The organism is Sinomicrobium soli, assembly GCF_003285545.1.
Classification (GTDB): domain Bacteria; phylum Bacteroidota; class Bacteroidia; order Flavobacteriales; family Flavobacteriaceae; genus Sinomicrobium.
The window spans coordinates 263,677-280,737 of record NZ_QLNV01000005.1; the positions used below are offsets into that span (position 1 = coordinate 263,677).

General features: G+C 47.2%; 10 protein-coding genes and 1 tRNA gene. 2 read left to right on the plus strand and 9 right to left on the minus strand.

Features of this window, described 5'->3' with window-relative positions:
- Positions 1–84: 84 nt before the first annotated feature.
- From DN748_RS08595 to DN748_RS08630, 8 genes are all read right to left on the minus strand, one after another.
- Positions 85–2,760, minus strand: coding sequence for a sodium:solute symporter family protein (locus tag DN748_RS08595; protein WP_112371370.1), 2,676 nt, complete (start codon positions 2,758–2,760; stop codon positions 85–87).
- Complete coding sequence (locus DN748_RS08600; protein ID WP_112371371.1) at positions 2,753–3,910, minus strand: sialidase family protein; 1,158 nt, start codon at positions 3,908–3,910, stop codon at positions 2,753–2,755. Before DN748_RS08600 ends, DN748_RS08595 begins: the two co-directional genes overlap by 8 nt.
- A 3-nt stretch (positions 3,911–3,913) precedes the next feature.
- Complete coding sequence (locus DN748_RS08605) at positions 3,914–4,855, minus strand: dihydrodipicolinate synthase family protein (protein WP_112371372.1); 942 nt, start codon at positions 4,853–4,855, stop codon at positions 3,914–3,916.
- A 14-nt stretch (positions 4,856–4,869) separates the two neighbouring features.
- Positions 4,870–6,555: a sialidase family protein gene (locus DN748_RS08610; RefSeq protein ID WP_317047414.1), complete on the minus strand. Its 1,686-nt coding sequence runs from the start codon at positions 6,553–6,555 to the stop codon at positions 4,870–4,872.
- Positions 6,556–6,628: 73 nt separating this feature from the next.
- Positions 6,629–8,035: a sulfatase gene (locus DN748_RS08615; protein ID WP_201741448.1), complete on the minus strand. Its 1,407-nt coding sequence runs from the start codon at positions 8,033–8,035 to the stop codon at positions 6,629–6,631.
- 25 nt (positions 8,036–8,060) lie between these two features.
- Positions 8,061–9,524, minus strand: a complete 1,464-nt coding sequence (locus tag DN748_RS08620; RefSeq protein WP_112371439.1) for a sulfatase — start codon at positions 9,522–9,524, stop codon at positions 8,061–8,063.
- Positions 9,525–9,563: 39 nt separating this feature from the next.
- Complete coding sequence (locus DN748_RS08625) at positions 9,564–11,054, minus strand: RagB/SusD family nutrient uptake outer membrane protein (RefSeq protein WP_112371374.1); 1,491 nt, start codon at positions 11,052–11,054, stop codon at positions 9,564–9,566.
- 23 nt (positions 11,055–11,077) lie between these two features.
- Entirely contained in the window at positions 11,078–14,266 is a 3,189-nt protein-coding gene (locus tag DN748_RS08630; protein ID WP_112371375.1) for a SusC/RagA family TonB-linked outer membrane protein, read from the minus strand.
- A gap of 309 nt (positions 14,267–14,575) precedes the next feature.
- Here DN748_RS08630 and DN748_RS08635 point away from each other — a divergent pair, with 309 nt between their 5' ends.
- Positions 14,576–15,868, plus strand: a complete 1,293-nt coding sequence (locus DN748_RS08635) for an aminopeptidase P family protein (protein WP_112371376.1) — start codon at positions 14,576–14,578, stop codon at positions 15,866–15,868.
- Positions 15,869–16,018: 150 nt separating this feature from the next.
- Positions 16,019–16,092: transfer RNA gene (locus DN748_RS08640), tRNA-Ala, on the plus strand.
- Positions 16,093–16,350: 258 nt separating this feature from the next.
- Here DN748_RS08640 and DN748_RS08645 read toward each other — a convergent pair.
- Positions 16,351–16,821, minus strand: coding sequence for an AraC family ligand binding domain-containing protein (locus DN748_RS08645; protein WP_161554509.1), 471 nt, complete (start codon positions 16,819–16,821; stop codon positions 16,351–16,353).
- Between the last annotated feature and the right edge of the window lie 240 nt (positions 16,822–17,061).

Below are 17,061 nucleotides of genomic sequence, written 5' to 3' on the forward strand. Positions count from 1 at the left end.
CGATTGAATAAAAGTATAAATGTTATTTGTACTACAAATATACGGAAAGCATAAATTTTAACAAATATAAATTATTATATACTGTCAGTTTTCATTGTAATCCCGGTTTTTCCTGATACTGTGTATGTTTAGTCCTGTAATATCTTTTTGATACCCGGGAATGGCAAGGCTGCACAGGTAACTGAGCACAAAGCAGGAAACAAATCCCGTAGCTGCAAACAGCAGGGGATGCATATGGGTAAAGATGGTGAGCAGATACTGTATGACCGCGCTCAGCACCAGGCCGGACACAGCCCCGGGGCCATTGGCCTTACGGGTCACGATCCCGAGCAGGAACAATGCGCCCAGCCCGCCTGCAAACCATCCTATAAACAACTGGAACTGGTCCCAGAGCGATTTTATGTTCCACGATGCCATTAAAAGGGCAAAGGCAATGCCCAGTATGCCGAAAACAAGGGTAGCCCAGCGCGCTGCGGACAATGTGCGGCCGGTATTCCTTTTTTTCATCCTGAAATAGAAATCGGTGATAAATGCGGTGGATACCGAATTCATGCTGCTGCTCAGGCTCGACATGGCTGCCGACAGCACCCCGGCAATAAGCAGCCCTGAGATCCCGGCCGGAAGCTGTGTGACGATATACCACGGAAATATGGCATCGTTGTTGGGAAGCGAAATATTCATATCGCCGGGATTTTCGCGATAAAACAGGAAAAGCAGGGTGCCTATGCTGAAAAAGACAAGTGTTGCGGGAATGGCCATCAGGGCAAAGGTCCAGGCGCTTTGCGACGCTTCCTTTTCACCGGATGTAGTGAGATACCGCTGTACCATGGTCTGATCTGTTCCGCTGGCGATAAGATTGGAGAAGATCCCTCCGAGAACGACTACCCAGATCGTGGGTTCCCTGAAATCGAGGGCCCAGTCCAGTATTCTGAGTTTATCATACTCACGGGCGATCTCTATTTCCTGTGCCATTCCGAGGTCCAGTTGCAGGGCAATGACAACGATGCTCAGTATGGCACCTCCCAGCAGGACCACAACCTGCAGTACGTCGGTCCAGATTACGGCTTCAATACCTCCCATCATGGTGTAAATGACGCTTACCGTACCCATTGAAAGAATGCACAACTCTATATTGATACCTGTTACCAGGTTTATGGCCAGGGCGGGCAGCAGCAATACGATACCAACCCGGCCCAGCTGGAGTAGTATAAACGAGAGGCTTCCCATTAAGCGGGTGGCCAGGTTGAACCTTTTCTCCAGGTATTCATAGGCCGTAGTGATATTCAGCCTCCGGTAGAAGGGGATAAACAGGAATACGATAACAGGAGCCGTAAGCAGGGGGGTCATCTGGAAAAAGAAATAGGTCCAGTCTTCTGCATAGGTCTTGGCCGGAACAGCCATAAAGGTAATGGCACTGAGACTGGTACCGAACAGGCTGAGCCCTGCGGCCCACCAGGGGATACGCCCGCCCCCCTTGAAATAGTCGTCGGTAGACCTCTGTCTTTTCGAATACCTGACCCCGATCAGTATCATGACAGCGAAGTACAGGATAATGACCGTATAATTCAGCCACCCGAAGGTTTTGCCGTGTGGCGCCATGCTGCCTTTCCAGATGTTCCTGGTACGGACTCCGGGATGTATTTCCCCGCCGGGGATCAGGAAGCTGCCGTTGAGGGCTGCAATATTTGTCGTAACGGGCATATCGCCAGGGAAAGTGCCTGCTATGGTCCAGGTATCGGTGATGGTATTGTAGGCGAGTATGTCTTTTGAAAACCCCCGGTGCTGTTCAAAAACCGAACCGAGGCTTTTTTTAAGGGCCTTCCGGTGTATACTGTCGGTAGCCCGGCGTATTCTTCTTTCCAGGGATTCCCGTTCCAGGAAATCCTTTCCGTCGTCACCACCGAAAACCAGGATGGTTGCAGATCCCTTTTTTACTGCAGGGGCCGCCATAACACTATGCGGTTTTCCGCTACCGGTTGTTATATTTCCCAGGAGTGACCATGTTTTGAGTACGGGATCGTAACGGTATCCGTCATACAATATGGCAGTTTGCTCCGGCCCCTGCGTTCTTCCCCCGAACAGAAAAAAGCTGTCTGTTTTGCCGTTGCTCTGCGTTGCTGCCGCAGGGTAGTTCCTGGGCGGTCCGGGACATCCGGGAAGTGTTGCCCATGTTCCGTCTTCACCGAGCTCCAGCAGTACGTTTTTATTGTTCCTGATACCGTGTACCAGTACGGAACCCTGACAGACATCTCCGGCAACGGCCTTAAACCCTTCCGGGAGATCCTTCAGGGGAGTGATTTGCATGTTTTGTGTTACCGGGTCCCACTCCAGTGCAATAACCTCAGGCACTATACCATTGCTGTTATCGCCTCCTATACACAGTAATCTGTTGTTCTGCACTACGGCGGCCCCGTATCCCATTCCGGAGGGGAGCCTGTACACCGTATCTTTCCATTGACGGTGGCCATCGGGTTGCAATTCGCATACGTAGATCTGGTCCCACCATTTTTTTTCTCCTCCTTTCCAGGGCATTTTCCCGGGAAAATTGGCACCGCCTGCAATGAGCAGGGTCCCGTTGGACACTCCGGAATAGCTACCTGCCAGTCCGGGCTGCCTGTCCGTACCCTGCCCGGTGAGCCCGGGGTTTCCGGGAAGGGTATCCCAGAGTTCCCATTTTACATTCTGTTGTGCGGTCAGTACGGTAGTGTACAACACCAGAAAAAGAAAGGGGATAAGTGTTCTGTGGTACGGACTAATCATCGGTACCGATCTTCAGGGTGTGAAAAATGATCTGTTCGTAGGGATTTGCCGTTCCTCCTTCATAGAGCAATGCTACCGTATTGTTTTTGAGTACAGTCATGCTGGAATAGGCTGATGGTCCGGGGAAAACGGTTCGGATAAACGGCCAGGTCTTACCTTCGTCAAGGCTCATCCGGAGGCTCATGTTCCGCCGTCCGCCGGAGGTGGCCGGGTTGAGGAAGAGGAGAATGCCGGGCTGTTCCCCGCCGGGCCACCGGTATCTCAGTATACTGGCCTGGCATACGGGCTCCACCAGTTCGTCAACGGTATAGGGGGCCGTCCAGGAAAGACCGCCGTCGTAACTGATGGCGTGGGTGCGCTTATTTTTCCCGAAATAGGATCGCATGTTCATCAGCAAGGTGCCGTTTCCGTCTGCGAGTTCTACCACTTGGCATTCGTTTACTTTCGGCCGGATCGTACCACCCAGTTTCCAGGTGTCGCCGTGATCGTCGCTATAGATCACATGAGACCCGTATTCGAACGGCCCGTTCCGTACCTTGCCGCCGGGATCGTCGTAGCTGTGATCTGAAGGAATGATGAGTCTTCCCTTACACGGCCCGTGTTTTACCTGGATACCGATGCCGGGTCCGGTTGCGTACCATCCCCACTCCTTCTTTTTAGTAGTGGGAGTGATCTCTTTCGGTGCCGACCAGCTTTTGCCGTCGTCACTGCTTTTCATGGCCCAGACGGTTCTTGTGGATTCCGATTTTTTGTGAATGATATCCGTCTCATGGTCATCGCCAAGGTTGTGGGTGAGCAGGAGGTGGATATCGCCGGTTTGCTCGTCGACCACCGGGCAGGGATTCCCGCAGGTATTGCTGCCATCATCCCAGATCACGACCTGCTCGCTCCATGTTTTTCCGTTATCTTCGGAGCGCCTGAGCAGGATATCGATATTTCCGGCATCACCTCCGTCGTCCTTTCGTCCTTCACAGAAGGCCAGTAGCGTGCCTTTGCCGGTGGTGACCAGGGCAGGGATACGGTAAGTGTCGTAGTCACTGGTTCCCGATATGAATAAAGCAGAAGAATCCAGTGTTCTGACACTTTGGGCGCAGAGCGCGGGAATTTCTATCAGTAGTATTAACAAGACAAGATGAACTTTATGATTCATGATTTAAGGGTTTGTTTTTTGTATGAATTCCGGAATGATTAAGGAAGCCTGTTCTCTTAAACGAATTACCGTTTCATGTCCGGCTCCCTGGTAAGGCCATCGGAGTCTGGTGGAAACAGGTCCCCAATTACCTATTGCAGCCATTAATTTATCTGCTCCCTGGTTGGAAAGACCATGTTTAGTGATCAGGGGGGTGATACATGCATGGATAAAGGTCTGTATACGCTTTTCCAGTTGAAGCGCCAGATCGGCATTTTGGATAGCATTATTGTACCATTGCTGGGCAACATAGGGATTAAGGCAAGCTACGTTGGAATATGTTCCATGCATGCCTCTCCTGATTCCCGTGGCCATAAAGTGACCAGGGATAAATACTGAAATATAAGAGGTGAGGACATTCATTTCTTCATACCACTGTTCGTTACCGCCACTTGTCTTGCATCCTGCAATCGGGATTTTGTTTTCGATGATTTTCCTGTAGTCTTCTGGAAGCAGGAATTTTTTGGAATGGGGAGGATTGTACAGGACTATTCTGACAGGGGCCGCTTCTCCGGTTACAGTGTCAAGAAAACTTTTAATCTCCGGGGTCGAAGGAGGAAACCAATCGGGGAGTATCACCTGGATAGCGGTGGGATTTAGTGTTTTTGCCCTCTTTATCCTTTCAAGAGAGATTACAGGGCTCATATGGCTGCACCCTATTTGGAAAGGAATATTCTTTTTCAGGCATTTTTCCGATAGTATTAATTGTATCCGATCGAACTCCGATTCGGTCTGGTTGTAAAACTCTCCGGCAGTGCCATTGGAATAGATTCCATTGGATTTTGCATCTATCAGGAGGTCAATCTCTTCTTCAAGGGCATACCAGTCTATGCCATTGTCTTTGTTAACGGGGAGTAATAATGTAGCCCAGTTGCCGAAGATATCATGTTGTCTTTTGTGTTGCATGCCTGTTTATTCCGTTACTTTCCGATCAGATCACTTAAAGCGATTTTCTGGAAAACCATATCTGCTTTGCTGCCTTCATAGAGTATACCTATGGTCTCTTCATCTACGGAGGTAAGACAGGAATACCCTCTTCCCTTTCCTTTGTCCAGCAACAGCCAGTACGCTTCCGGCCAGGTCTGCCCGTCGTCAAAGCTTACCTTTATGGTCATGTGGTCGCGGGCTGTTCTGGAATTGGGGTTGGAGAACAGCAAGATACTCTTCTTTTCTCCTCCTTCAAAATATTCGTGTTTGTGGATGCTGGCCATACAGGCGGGCTCTATAAGGGCTCCCCGTGATGTGGGGTGTTCCGACCAGGTTTCCCCGAGGTCGGCAGTGACCGAGATCACCCTTCCGTTTGTTCCGGAGGTGTTTCCCTTGTTTTTACCATCGCGTGCATTGAGCATGAGGGTACCGTCGGAAAGCTGTACGACCATGTTTTCCGTAGTGCCGTGGCTGGCCATGTTGCTGGTAGTCCAGGTGCTCCCGTCCCTGCTCCAGGTGATATTGGAAAAGCTTTTGCCCTGGCTGTCCCTTCCCTGGGTCGGGAATACAAGGGTGCCGTCTTCGAGGGTAATTCCCTGTCCGGGAGCCGGGGCCCATAACCACCAGGATTCCTTTTTACACATTTCGGTAAGGTTTGTGGCACGGGCCCAGGTCTGTCCGTCATCAGTGCTTTTGGTGATGAGAAACTGGGAAGTTTCCTTTACGCCGAACCCGGGTTGTGACCCCCTGTTTTTCCACTGGTGGTTCCAGTCTTCGGAAGCTTCGGTAAGCCCTTCTACCCATTGTCCGCCGGAATTGATCACTCCATGCATCCAGAGCCCGGCTACAAATATTGTATTGGTATTTTGATCTACCAGGACACAGGCATCACTGACGCCGTTAAACTTTTCGGGGAGGCCGCCCCATGCCCCCTGGTCCAGCACGATTTGCATGGGTTCCCAGCTTTGACCGCCATCGGTGCTTCTGCTCAGCCCGATATCTATATTGCCCTGCAGGTCCCTGCTTTTGTCCCGGCGAACATCGTATATGGCCAGCAGGGTACCGTTTGCCGTGGTAGCCAGACCGGGAATGCGATAGGTGTTTACCCCGTCGTCTCCCGGTTTTCTCAGCGCTGTTCCCAGTCTGAGGGCTCCTTCGGGCGATTTGATATCCGGGGTTACGGCACTGTCGTTGACCGTAACCGACTCACAGGAAGCATCTATCCTGTGCAGGAGATTTGCTTCGTCCCTGAGCTTTACGGACAACCTGAAAAAGGCAGCTTTGTTCTTTACCTCGAGCTGGTCTGTGAACGTAATTTCGGAAGCGGGTTCCATCGTTTCGCCAAACTGGAGGTTTGCATTCGGTTTTGATGCATCTGTTCCCGTATAGATAAGCCTGAGCGACTCGATATCCCGGATATCGGTGGTGCCGTCGAGGGTTATTTTGACATTGCTGATTGTAAAAGAAGACAAACTGTTGGGGTGTAGTTTTATGTTCAGCAAAGTGTTATCTTCCATCTTGGTGAGGACGGGCACCTTGTCCTGGTAAGTAGTGGCTGTTATCTCTTGTTGTCGGTGCGGTAAATCCGGCGACTGTTTTTCCTTTTTACAGGCGAAAAAAGGCATACAGAGGACCAGTATGAAGAATATGGGTCTGATTGTAATAGCGGTGGTTTGCATGAATTTAGGATTGGCTTAAAGAGATTAATTTTTAAACATGATATTGTACAGAAAATGTTTCCTATGGTTGTGTTTATGGCGACTGGATTTTCCTTTCCGGAAATTCCGGATTGGGAATGGCGAAACGGGCATTTGCTTTTTTAAGGTGTTTCATTAAAAGGGCTTTTAATTTTTCGGTGATCTCCGGCATTTCAGAGCTGAGATCTGTGCTTTCTCCGATGTCGTTTGCCAGATCGTACAGTTCGGTCTGCTTATCCTCATAGAAATATATTAATTTATAGTCTCCCTGGCGAATTGCAGAACACGGCTTGGTGCCTTCATAAGATTTCGGAGGATGGTAATACGGAAAATGCCAGTAAAGAGATTTCCGTTTCAGTGCCGGTATTTTTCCGGTCCATAAGGGCAACAGGCTTTTACCGTCCGTATTTTCCGGATCGGGTTGCTCCATCAGTTCACATAGTGTTGGCATGATATCCCACTGGATAACCGGTTCTGACGATTCCGTGTTTTTGTCGATCACACCGGGCCATTTTACCATAAATGGTTCCCGGATTCCTCCTTCGTACAGATTCCATTTGTTGCCCCGTAAGGGAGCATTATCGGTATATTTGGGATGTCCTCCGTTGTCTGAGGTGAAAATGACCACGGTATTTTTTTCCAGGCCGTAATGTTTCAAAGCTTTCAGTATCTGGCCGTAATAATAATCCATCGTTTCTACAAAAGCAGCGTATTTGATCCTGTCTTCCGATGCTCCCGGCATGCGTTTTCTATATTTTTCGATCAGCCAGGAATTATTAGGTATAACGGGAGTATGTACATAATAGCTGGAGAAGAACATAAAGAAAGGCTGCTGTTCCTGTTGCTGTTTTTTGAGGAAACCTATGGCTTTTTGTACCAGCGTATCTATAGGAAATTCTCCTTCTTTCAGTTGTGCGGGTATCCTGTTCCTCTCATCGTACGGATGAGACCCGTAATGGTCGCTTCCTGTGGCAAACCCCTGTTGTAAGGGGCCGTGAGTATTGCTCCATTTCAGGTATTTCCCATTGTGTTTTGCAATATGCCATTTTCCGAAATATGCCGTATTGTAACCAGCCTTCTCTGCTATTTCTCCCAGTGTTATTTCTTCCAGGGGAAGTTCTAATGTCCTCTTTGGAGGAAGCAGGGGTTTGTCTGAGATACGTGCTTCGGTAGCGACAAATTCAAAGTGAAGCCGGGCGGGGCTTTTTCCCGTAATGATCGATGCCCGTGATGCCGAACAGATAGGAGCAGGGGCATAGGCATTCGTATATTTTATCCCTTCCGAGGCCAGTTGGTTCATGGAAGGGGTGTCGTGGTCATTATTACCGAAACATCCTATGTCCGACCATCCCAGGTCGTCTGCATACAGGATGAGGATGTTGGGACGGGATTGTTTTTCAGAGGTTGAACATCCGAATGCTGTTATTGCCGAAACACTGAACAGGAAGATTATCTTTTTCACAGAGAGATGCTTTACGGGATCGAAATTAATGAGGAGTAGCCTTTTGCCATCCGGCTTTAAGTACATGACTCAATCGATCTACCTGTTCCGAAAACCTGTTATTGTTAGCCAGGTTCCTTGTTTCGCGAGGGTCATTGCGATGATTGTAGAGTTCTCTTGCTTTTACCTCTCTTGTCCTGAAATCCAGCCATTCCGTATACCGGTAATTTCGCGTTCTTACGGAGTACCCCATAATTTCTGGTTCGTCCTTGTAAAACCACGGTCGGGGAAACTGGCTGAAGACTGCTTTTTTCCATTTCTTGTCTGGGTGGCTGAGCAGTGGGCCCATACTAATTCCTTCTACACCTTCGGGAGCGGGTAATCCTGCCAGTTCTGCCAATGTGGGATAGAGGTCAACGAGTTCTACAAGGGCATCTGTGTGTTCTCCATGTTGTTTTTGTCCCGGGACGGAGAGGATCAAAGGCACCCGGGTATCCAGTTCAAAATTGGTGGTTTTGCTCCAGAGGTTGTGTTCGCCCAAATGGTAACCGTGGTCACTCCACAATACGATTATGGTATTTTCCATGAGGTGGAGCTGCTCCAACCTGTCGAGAAGTTTTCCTATTTGAGCATCTATAAAGGAAGTACTCGCATAGTATCCGTGAATGAGCTCCCTTATCTTTTGCCGGGGAATCGGGCCTGATTCCGGAATATCGGTATACCCTCTCAATTCTTTAGATGAATGCAATGCTACTTCCGGAGTACCGTCGGGTGTGTCGGGATTAGCCGGTAGCGGCAGGGATTCCCTGTCGTACATAGACCAGTATTTTTGCGGGGCACTGAAAGGCAGATGCGGCCTTCGGAATCCCACGGCCAGGAAAAACGGTTTATCTTTTATGGTATTGAGGATATTCACTGCTGCCCGCGACACTTTTCCGTCTACATAGGCGCTGTCTTCTACATTGGCATTTTCGGTAGCTGCTGCTTTCCATGAACCCTTTTTATTGGTGTTGATGTCAAGCACGTATTTTGGGCCGGCTTTCCCAGTAACAGCCAGGGTCTCCGGTACTGACCAGGAAACCAGGTCCTGTGCCTGTTCCGGGTCGTGATATATCTTGCCTACGCATTCGGTATGGTACCCGTGCTGTTTAAAATATTGTGGTAGGGTAACCACGTCAGGTAAAGCTTTACGGAAATGAGTGTTCAGATTCCATACTTTTGTACGGTCTGGCCGGCGTCCTGTCATAAGGGAGGCCCTGGAAGGGGCACATACAGCCTGCTGGCAATAAGCATTATCGAAAACAATGCCCCGGGCTGCCAGCCTGTCAATGTTCGGAGTAATTGCTACAGAGTTTCCATAGCACCCCAGATTGGGACGCAAATCATCTACGGCGATAAAAAGTATGTTAGGTTTATTCTTTACTGCTCTCTTTTGAGCATTGCACGTAATACTCAATATCAGGGTAAGAATAAGAAACAATAGAAGATTGTTTTTGTACATTTTTTTCATGATAAACACTTTGAATAGAAGCAGGCACTGTGCCTGATTTTAATAACCTTCGGTCTGTTTGATATTGAAGTTTCTGCTCAACACGTCCTGTGCGACGGGAAACAGTAATATGTTGCCTTCATTTTCACCTTCTCTTCCGATTAAGGAAGGGATGATTTGAAACGACTGACCGAAACGCTGTATGTCGTACCAGGATTTGCCTTCGAGTACAAACTCCAGGATGCGTTCCTTCAGTATGGCATTATCAATTTCCGAAGTTCCCAACCCTGTGTAGTAGTTGTCTACATTATAGGCGCGTTTGGCTATTTTATTCAGATAAGTTATTGCTTCGCCGGTATTGTCCAGTGCATTCTCAATTTCCGCCTTGAAGAGAATGGCTTCGGCAAAACGATAGATAATAAGATCCGAAGTGGACAGCCTTGTACCGGAAACTTCTTCACCTATATACTTGTTGATCCAGGTAGTCACACTTCCGTTTTGGGCGGTGGCACTTTTCCAGGTAACGTCCGTTCTGGAATCCACACTTGCCGGATTCAAAACATTATTTAAAAAATAATCCGAAAGATCGAGCCATTGGGGGTTTGGAGCTACGGGGATCGTATTGTGAAGGTCCGAAGGCACTACGTTTAATGAAGGAAGTGTAATATATGAGGGGTGAGTACCCGTTTGACTCCTCCCGGAACTACCATTCCTGTTCCCATTACCGACTTCGAGGTCTGAATAGAAAACAGAGAGAATGATCTCGGAACTGTTTTCATCCCTGAAGACGGTTTCAAAATCAGGTTCCAAAGTATATCCGGCAGCCAGAACCTCGTCGATAGCGGTTTGAGCTTCCTGGAGGTAGGAGTCGCCTCCTCCTTCAATTTTGGCTATCCATAAATAGATGTCAGCCTTTAACATATTGGCAGCATTGGATCCTATATAATTGACAGAGGCTTCATCCCCTAACAGATTAAGAGCCTCGCTTATATCTTGTTTGACAAGTTCAAGGATTTCAGCTTTAGGACTTCTGGAGGGTTCCAGTTCTTGTCCGGTAGATTCAAAACCTTCGGTAACTAATGGAGCATCTCCCCATAGCTTGACAATCTGAAAATAGGCGAAAGCCCGTACAAAATGAGCTTGCCCGAGAGTATGGTCTTTTTCCGACGGATCAGAGAAGGGGATTTCGGCCCCTTTAGACAGGAGTAGGTTAGCATCATTGATCAACAGGTAGAGATCACTCCAGTTTGTGCCTGAAGAGGTCGGGTTTAACTGGTTTTCCCATATTTCATTCCATTCTGTGGCACTGGAAGCACCTTGTCCGTAATGCCCTGACCTGAATTCTCCCCATATCACAGTTTTCATGTCAAAGGTAGATCTGAACTGGTTGTACATACCGTAAAGAGCAGACCGGACATCATCTTCGTTTTGCCAAAAAGATTCACTGGAGATGTTGCTTACGGGTTTGAGGTCTACGGTGTCCTCGCATCCTGTTAGGAATAGGATTGACAGGGAAATAATTAAGGTGACAAGATTTATTTTTGTTTTCATGTTTTTCTTTTTTTGACGTTAGATCAAAGCCCTATTCTGGCGCCGATAGTGAATGTTCTGAAGGGAGGATATTGGCCATCCTGATGTCCTATGGTACCGCCCCTTTCAGGGTTCGGCCCTTTGTACTTTGTGAAGTAATACAGATTATTGCCGGTAACATAGAGCTCCAACCGGCTGAGTTTGTTTTTGAGAACATCCGCCGGAACTTTATACGTTAGGCTTATGTTTCTCAAGCTGAGGTAGTCGCCCTTTACAGCGTAAAAATCACTTTTTCTCAGGTTGTCCTGATGATTTTGGTCGTGGAAATCCGATCTGGGCTGATTGGTATGTGCCGCATCACCCGGTTGCTGCCATGCGTTCAGTACACTGGTTGTTGTGGCAACTCTTCTGGTCTTATTCCCGTCCATCCACGCATGTACCATGTCTACAACAGTATGTCCCAATGCGTAGTCCATAAAAATATCCAGGGTGAAATTTTTATAGGATAAGGTATTGGTTATTCCACCTGTAGTAGTGGGAATCGAATTTCCTATTACAAACTGGTCAAGATTGGTAATGCTTCCGTCACCGTCGCGGTCTACCCATTCAAAGTCCCCCGCAAATTTTGTGCCCCTGCCAACTAATTGACCAGTTTGTGGATCATATCCGTTAGCGGATTGATCATAACGGGCATTGGCTGCCTGCTCCGGAGTGTCGATGAGGTAATCTACCTTATACCCGGTGATAGCTCCGAGGCTTTCTCCTTCTGCAATACCGCCTACACCTGAACCGTCGGGAAGTATGATGCCATTGATCCTGTTTTTATCGATACCTTCCCGATATGGTAATTTTTTCACCTTATTGGTATTGTAAGCAAAATTGAGGTTGGAAGTCCAGGAAAAATTTTCCGTGGCTATATTTGTCGATGTAATTCCGAATTCAATTCCCTGATACTCGACGGTTCCTATGTTTTGTTCTACAGAATTAAAACCGGACTCCCGGGGAAGCTGGACCGTAAACAGCAGATCGTCTGTTCTCCTTTTGTATATATCCGCAGATACCTGAATTCTGCTTTGGTCTAAAAGCCCGATTTCGATCCCGAGGTCGGTTTGCGTGGTTTTTTCCCAGGTTAACGCTGAGTTGGGCATAGCTGTTGCCGAAGTACCGGCATTTCCTCCATAGCGATATGCTGCCTGATAGACCCCCTGAGCTACAAACCTGCCTATATCATTATTTCCGGTGACACCATAACTCGCTCTTACTTTTAAGAAATCGAGCAGTTTTCCCTGGGAAAAAAAATTCTCTTTAGATATAATCCAGCCAAGTGATACACTTGGGAAATACCCGAAACGGTTACCTTTGCCAAATTTGGAAGAGCCATCTCGTCTTAAAGAAGCAGAAAACAGATACTTGAGATCGTAATTGTAATTCAGCCGGAAGAATTGGCTTACCAGTCTTTCCTTGGTTAGAGAGGTACTGGCGTCCTGTTTTGTGGGAGCTGCATTTAAGGTGGGGATATTGTCAGTAGCTCCTCCGTTTGCAGCCAGGGCCGCATTGTCGGTTTTCATGTACAGATCGGTAAAACCAAGCAGGAAATCAAAATTATGTTTCTCTGCAAGGATCTTTTTATAAGTCAGGAGTAATTCCGATTGTGTTGTTGTATAGGTATTCCGGTCTGCAGTAGCATTTCTGAGTTGGTTGAACTGATGTGCCTTTTCAAAATAGTCATAAGCATTTAACCGCACCTGAAGAAAAGTGCTACCTTTTATTACAAAATCATCTATGGGTTCCCAGCTCGCATTAACCCCGAAGGTGCCAAAAGTTCTCTGTGTCTTTGCATCTCGTGTTTCCACTATGAATTGCGGATTGGCCAATGTGGCATTGGTTCCCCAACCCGGTGAGCCATCGGGGAATCTCGATCTCAGGGTGGGAGCATTATGAACTCCGCGAGTAAAGATCGCCGCTTCATTTGGAAAACTATTTGTCTTACTGTAAGAGAAATCTGTTTTTGTGCCTATTTTTATACGTTCGTTGACCTTGAAATCCAGATTAACCCGCCCGTTTAAACGTTGGTATTTGGTTCCGATAGCAATACCTTCCTGGTCGGTATATCCCAGTCCTGCCGCATATTTTATATTTTCATTACCTCCGGTAGCCGACAGGTTATAGTTTGACTGGAGTGCATCGCGATAAAGGTGACCGGGAAGATCAGCATCCTGAAAGGTGATGGTTTCTCCTGTTAGGGGATCGACCATACTCTGCCATCCGTCCGGAACCGCTTCGCCTGATTGCAGTAGTCTTGGAGTCCATGTGCTGGCTTCGTCGTTTCCGATACCTGTAGGTTGAGCACCATCAAGCCATCCTTCTGTGTTACCGTAGCGGGAGGTTGCGATTCTCGGTCGCCACCACTCCAGATATTCCCGGGCAGACAGTAGATCGTACTGCCGGTTAAAACTTTGTATTCCGGTAGTTACGTTCAGGTCGAGTCTTGATTTACCATCCTTCCCCCGTTTGGTGGTTACGAGGATTACTCCATTAGAGGCCCTGGAACCATAGATGGAAGTGGCTGAAGCATCTTTCAACACATCTATCGATTCGATATCTTCAGCATTGAGGTCGTTAAGAGTTCTTTGAAACCCATCGACCAGGACGAGAGGGGCATTGCTCTTGTTTATGGACGATCCTCCCCTGATCCTTATCTGAAGCTCCTGTCCGGGCTGGCCTCCAATGGTTTTGACAGACACACCGGGTAGACGGCCCTGCAATTTGGAGCTAACAGTATTGGTGGGAACGTCGGCCAGTTTTTCACCTTTTACCGTGCTTATTGCCGAAGTGACCGTTGCTTTTGACTGGGTTCCATACCCTACTACAACCACCTCATCAAGCGCTTGGGCATCGGTTTGCAGTGTGATCTCAAGATCACGGTCTTCGGTAACGACCACTTCCTGTGAAAGAAAGCCGATGTAGGAGACTACCAGAGTTGCCGTGGGCGTTACGTTTAGTTCGAACCTTCCGTCAAAATCGGTAGACGTACCGTTGGAGGTTCCTTTTATCATTACAGTGGCTCCCGGGAGAAGATTTCCTTCATTATCCGTTACAGTCCCAGACGCGGTAAAGGTATTCTGGGCCAGTATCCCTTGTACTGATAGAAGAACAGCCAGAACAACCGCATATTGCCAGATGAATATCCTGTTTCTGCCCTTGTAGTTTTGGTCGGTGTTTTGTCGTTTCATGAGTTATTCGTTACGAATTATCATTTAAATACTATTTGTAGTACAAATATAAATAAAGAGTTTTTTAACCTGCAAGGATTTTTTCATAAAAATTTGTCCTGTGTTGCATATATGTCAAAATAAGAAGTGTTATTTTGTTGTTGTGATACTATTGTCGGGTGTTTTTTTGATATGGGCTTGTTTAAGGTAACCGCCTGTCGGGTATGAGAAGAAAGGAGAACCGGTATTATTGCCTGGTTTTATGGCTTAAATTCATAGTTTTGTATGGAGGCGATAATGTCTTAAAATCTTCAAATAGTAAATTTCAGTATGAAATACCATCCCATAGATCCGGCCCTTTTTGTGAAAAACCGGGCAAAGTTTACGGCTAAGATGAAGCCGGGCAGTATAGCCGTTTTTAACAGTAATGATATCTATCCCATAGGGGCCGACAGTACCATGCCTTTTGAACAGGCCAGGGACCTTTTTTATCTTTCCGGGGCCGACCAGGAGGAGACCATTCTACTGCTTTTTCCGGATGCCATTGAACCCAAACACAGGGAGATATTGTTTGTACGGGAAACCAACGAACACATAGCGATATGGGAAGGGGCCAAACTGACGAAGGAAAAGGGTTATGAAGTGAGTGGCATAAAAACGGTGTATTGGTTAAAAGATTTCGAAAAGATATTTTTCGGTTTGATGACGGAGGCCGATACCGTGTATTTCAATACGAATGAACACTACCGGCAATCGGTGGAAACCCAGACCCGGGAAGACCGTTTTATAAAATGGTGCAAGGAAAAATTCCCGGCGCACAAATGGGAGAAGAGCAATCCCATACTCCAGAATATCAGGGGGACCAAGGAACCCCGGGAAATCGCATTGATCGGGCAGGCCTGCAAGATTACCGGAAAGGGGTTCAGGAGGGTTCTGGAATTTGTTAAGCCCGGCGTTTGGGAATACGAGATAGAGGCCGAATACATGCATGAGTTCCTGCGGAACCGCTCCAGGGGATTTGCCTATACGCCCATAGTGGGATCGGGTTTCAGCGCCTGTGTGCTGCACTATATAGAGAATAACCAGCAGTGTAAGGATGGCGATATGCTGTTGATGGATGTAGGTGCCGAATATGCCAACTATGCCAGCGACATGACGCGTACCATCCCGGTAAACGGGCGTTTTACCGCCCGGCAGAAGGAAGTGTATAGCGCCGTATTACGCGTCAAGAAAGAAGCGACCAAAATGCTGGTTCCCGGAACGCTGTGGGGGGAGTACCACCAGGAAGTAGGGAAGATCATGACCTCGGAGTTGCTCGGACTGGGGCTGCTGGACAAGGCCGATGTGCAGAACGAGAACCCGGACTGGCCGGCGTATAAAAAATACTTTATGCACGGTACATCACACCACATGGGCCTGGACACCCACGATTACGGTCCGCTGAAAACCCCGATGCAGGCCAATATGGTGTTTACCGTAGAACCGGGGATTTACCTGCCCGGAGAAAACATGGGAATACGCCTGGAAGACGATGTGGTGATACAGGAACAGGGAGAACCGCTGAACCTGATGCAGGATATCCCGCTTGAAATAGAAGAGATCGAGGAGTATATGAATAAATAAGCTTTTGTTATAAAGGTAAAAAACGGAGCAGGGGGCCGGTCATGAAGCCGGCCTTTTTTAAATTTTTTCTACCGCAAAACAAAAAAAATCCGTAATATTGCCCCTCGAAACGGAAAAGGCACCTTAAAGGCCGTTACCGGATGACATTACGGGGATGTAGCTCAGTTGGCTAGAGCGTTTGACTGGCAGTCAAAAGGTCGTGGGTTCGAATCCCATCTTCTCCACATAGCGGGATTTCCTTGTGAAATTCCGCTTTTTTTTCATAAACAAGCAATCCTTTTTCTTTCATTTTCAGATGGTTATGACTAAGTAAGTTTAGCATTGTAGGTGTTCGATAGATGCCATTTTTATAGTATAAGTTATTATCGAACACCGTTTTGACAAACTCTCTTTTCTTTAAAGTATCTGCTGAAGTGTAGATATAAGCCATATCCGTTAGAAGGTCAATGTTGTTATTTAGGAGATCAAATACCTGGCTTTGATTATTGGTTGTCCGATTTATAGAATTCTCCAATTTTTCGTATGGTTGACAGTATTTTTAAAAAACGGATGATCAATTCTTCTTCCCTCACATGCGACATTTTCAGAATCTGATCATTTACCTCTTTCCTTAAACCTCCGGAAAGCGAGATCCCTCTTTTGCAATTTTGAAGCAACGAGCCGATATTAGTCAACTCCGGAATGTTAAAAAACTGTTTCCCAAAGGTATTCCTGTTAAAAAAGAGTGAAACGGAATATACTCCGCCCGATTTTGAGGAGAAATAGTTTTTCGAACTCTTCATGAGATGGGGAATATTGGACCCCAGGATAAAGACATCACCCGGTTTAAACCGGACCATATCATTTCCATGGTACAGGATCCCCTCCCCTTTTTTTATCGCGGTAATCTGGAATTCCGGATGATAATGGAGGTGGTCATAGAAATGCGGCCCCTTATCGATCTGAACCCTCAATGAAGATTGTTGTGATTTTGGGATTTTAAAGGGGATCGCATGTATTTGTATTGAGTCGACCATGATATTCACAAAAACATAGAACACCCCAAATTTAATATCTAAAATATTTGCTTTTATGCTGATATTGCGATTGTAGTATTTTTGTAGTACGATGTCATGGAGGAATATCCGCAAACTCAGAAAGATCATCGTGATCCCCGAAACACGAAAAAACCCCCATAAAACCGGTGTTTATGA

Coding starts and splice junctions, on each gene's coding strand:
- DN748_RS08595 (WP_112371370.1), bottom strand. CDS start 2,760: ATGATTAGTCCGTACCACAGAACACTTATCCCCTTTCTTTTTCTGGTG.
- DN748_RS08600 (WP_112371371.1), bottom strand. CDS start 3,910: ATGAATCATAAAGTTCATCTTGTCTTGTTAATACTACTGATAGAAATT.
- DN748_RS08605 (WP_112371372.1), bottom strand. CDS start 4,855: ATGCAACACAAAAGACAACATGATATCTTCGGCAACTGGGCTACATTA.
- DN748_RS08610 (WP_317047414.1), bottom strand. CDS start 6,555: ATGCAAACCACCGCTATTACAATCAGACCCATATTCTTCATACTGGTC.
- DN748_RS08620 (WP_112371439.1), bottom strand. CDS start 9,524: ATGAAAAAAATGTACAAAAACAATCTTCTATTGTTTCTTATTCTTACC.
- DN748_RS08625 (WP_112371374.1), bottom strand. CDS start 11,054: ATGAAAACAAAAATAAATCTTGTCACCTTAATTATTTCCCTGTCAATC.
- DN748_RS08630 (WP_112371375.1), bottom strand. CDS start 14,266: ATGAAACGACAAAACACCGACCAAAACTACAAGGGCAGAAACAGGATA.
- DN748_RS08635 (WP_112371376.1), top strand. CDS start 14,576: ATGAAATACCATCCCATAGATCCGGCCCTTTTTGTGAAAAACCGGGCA.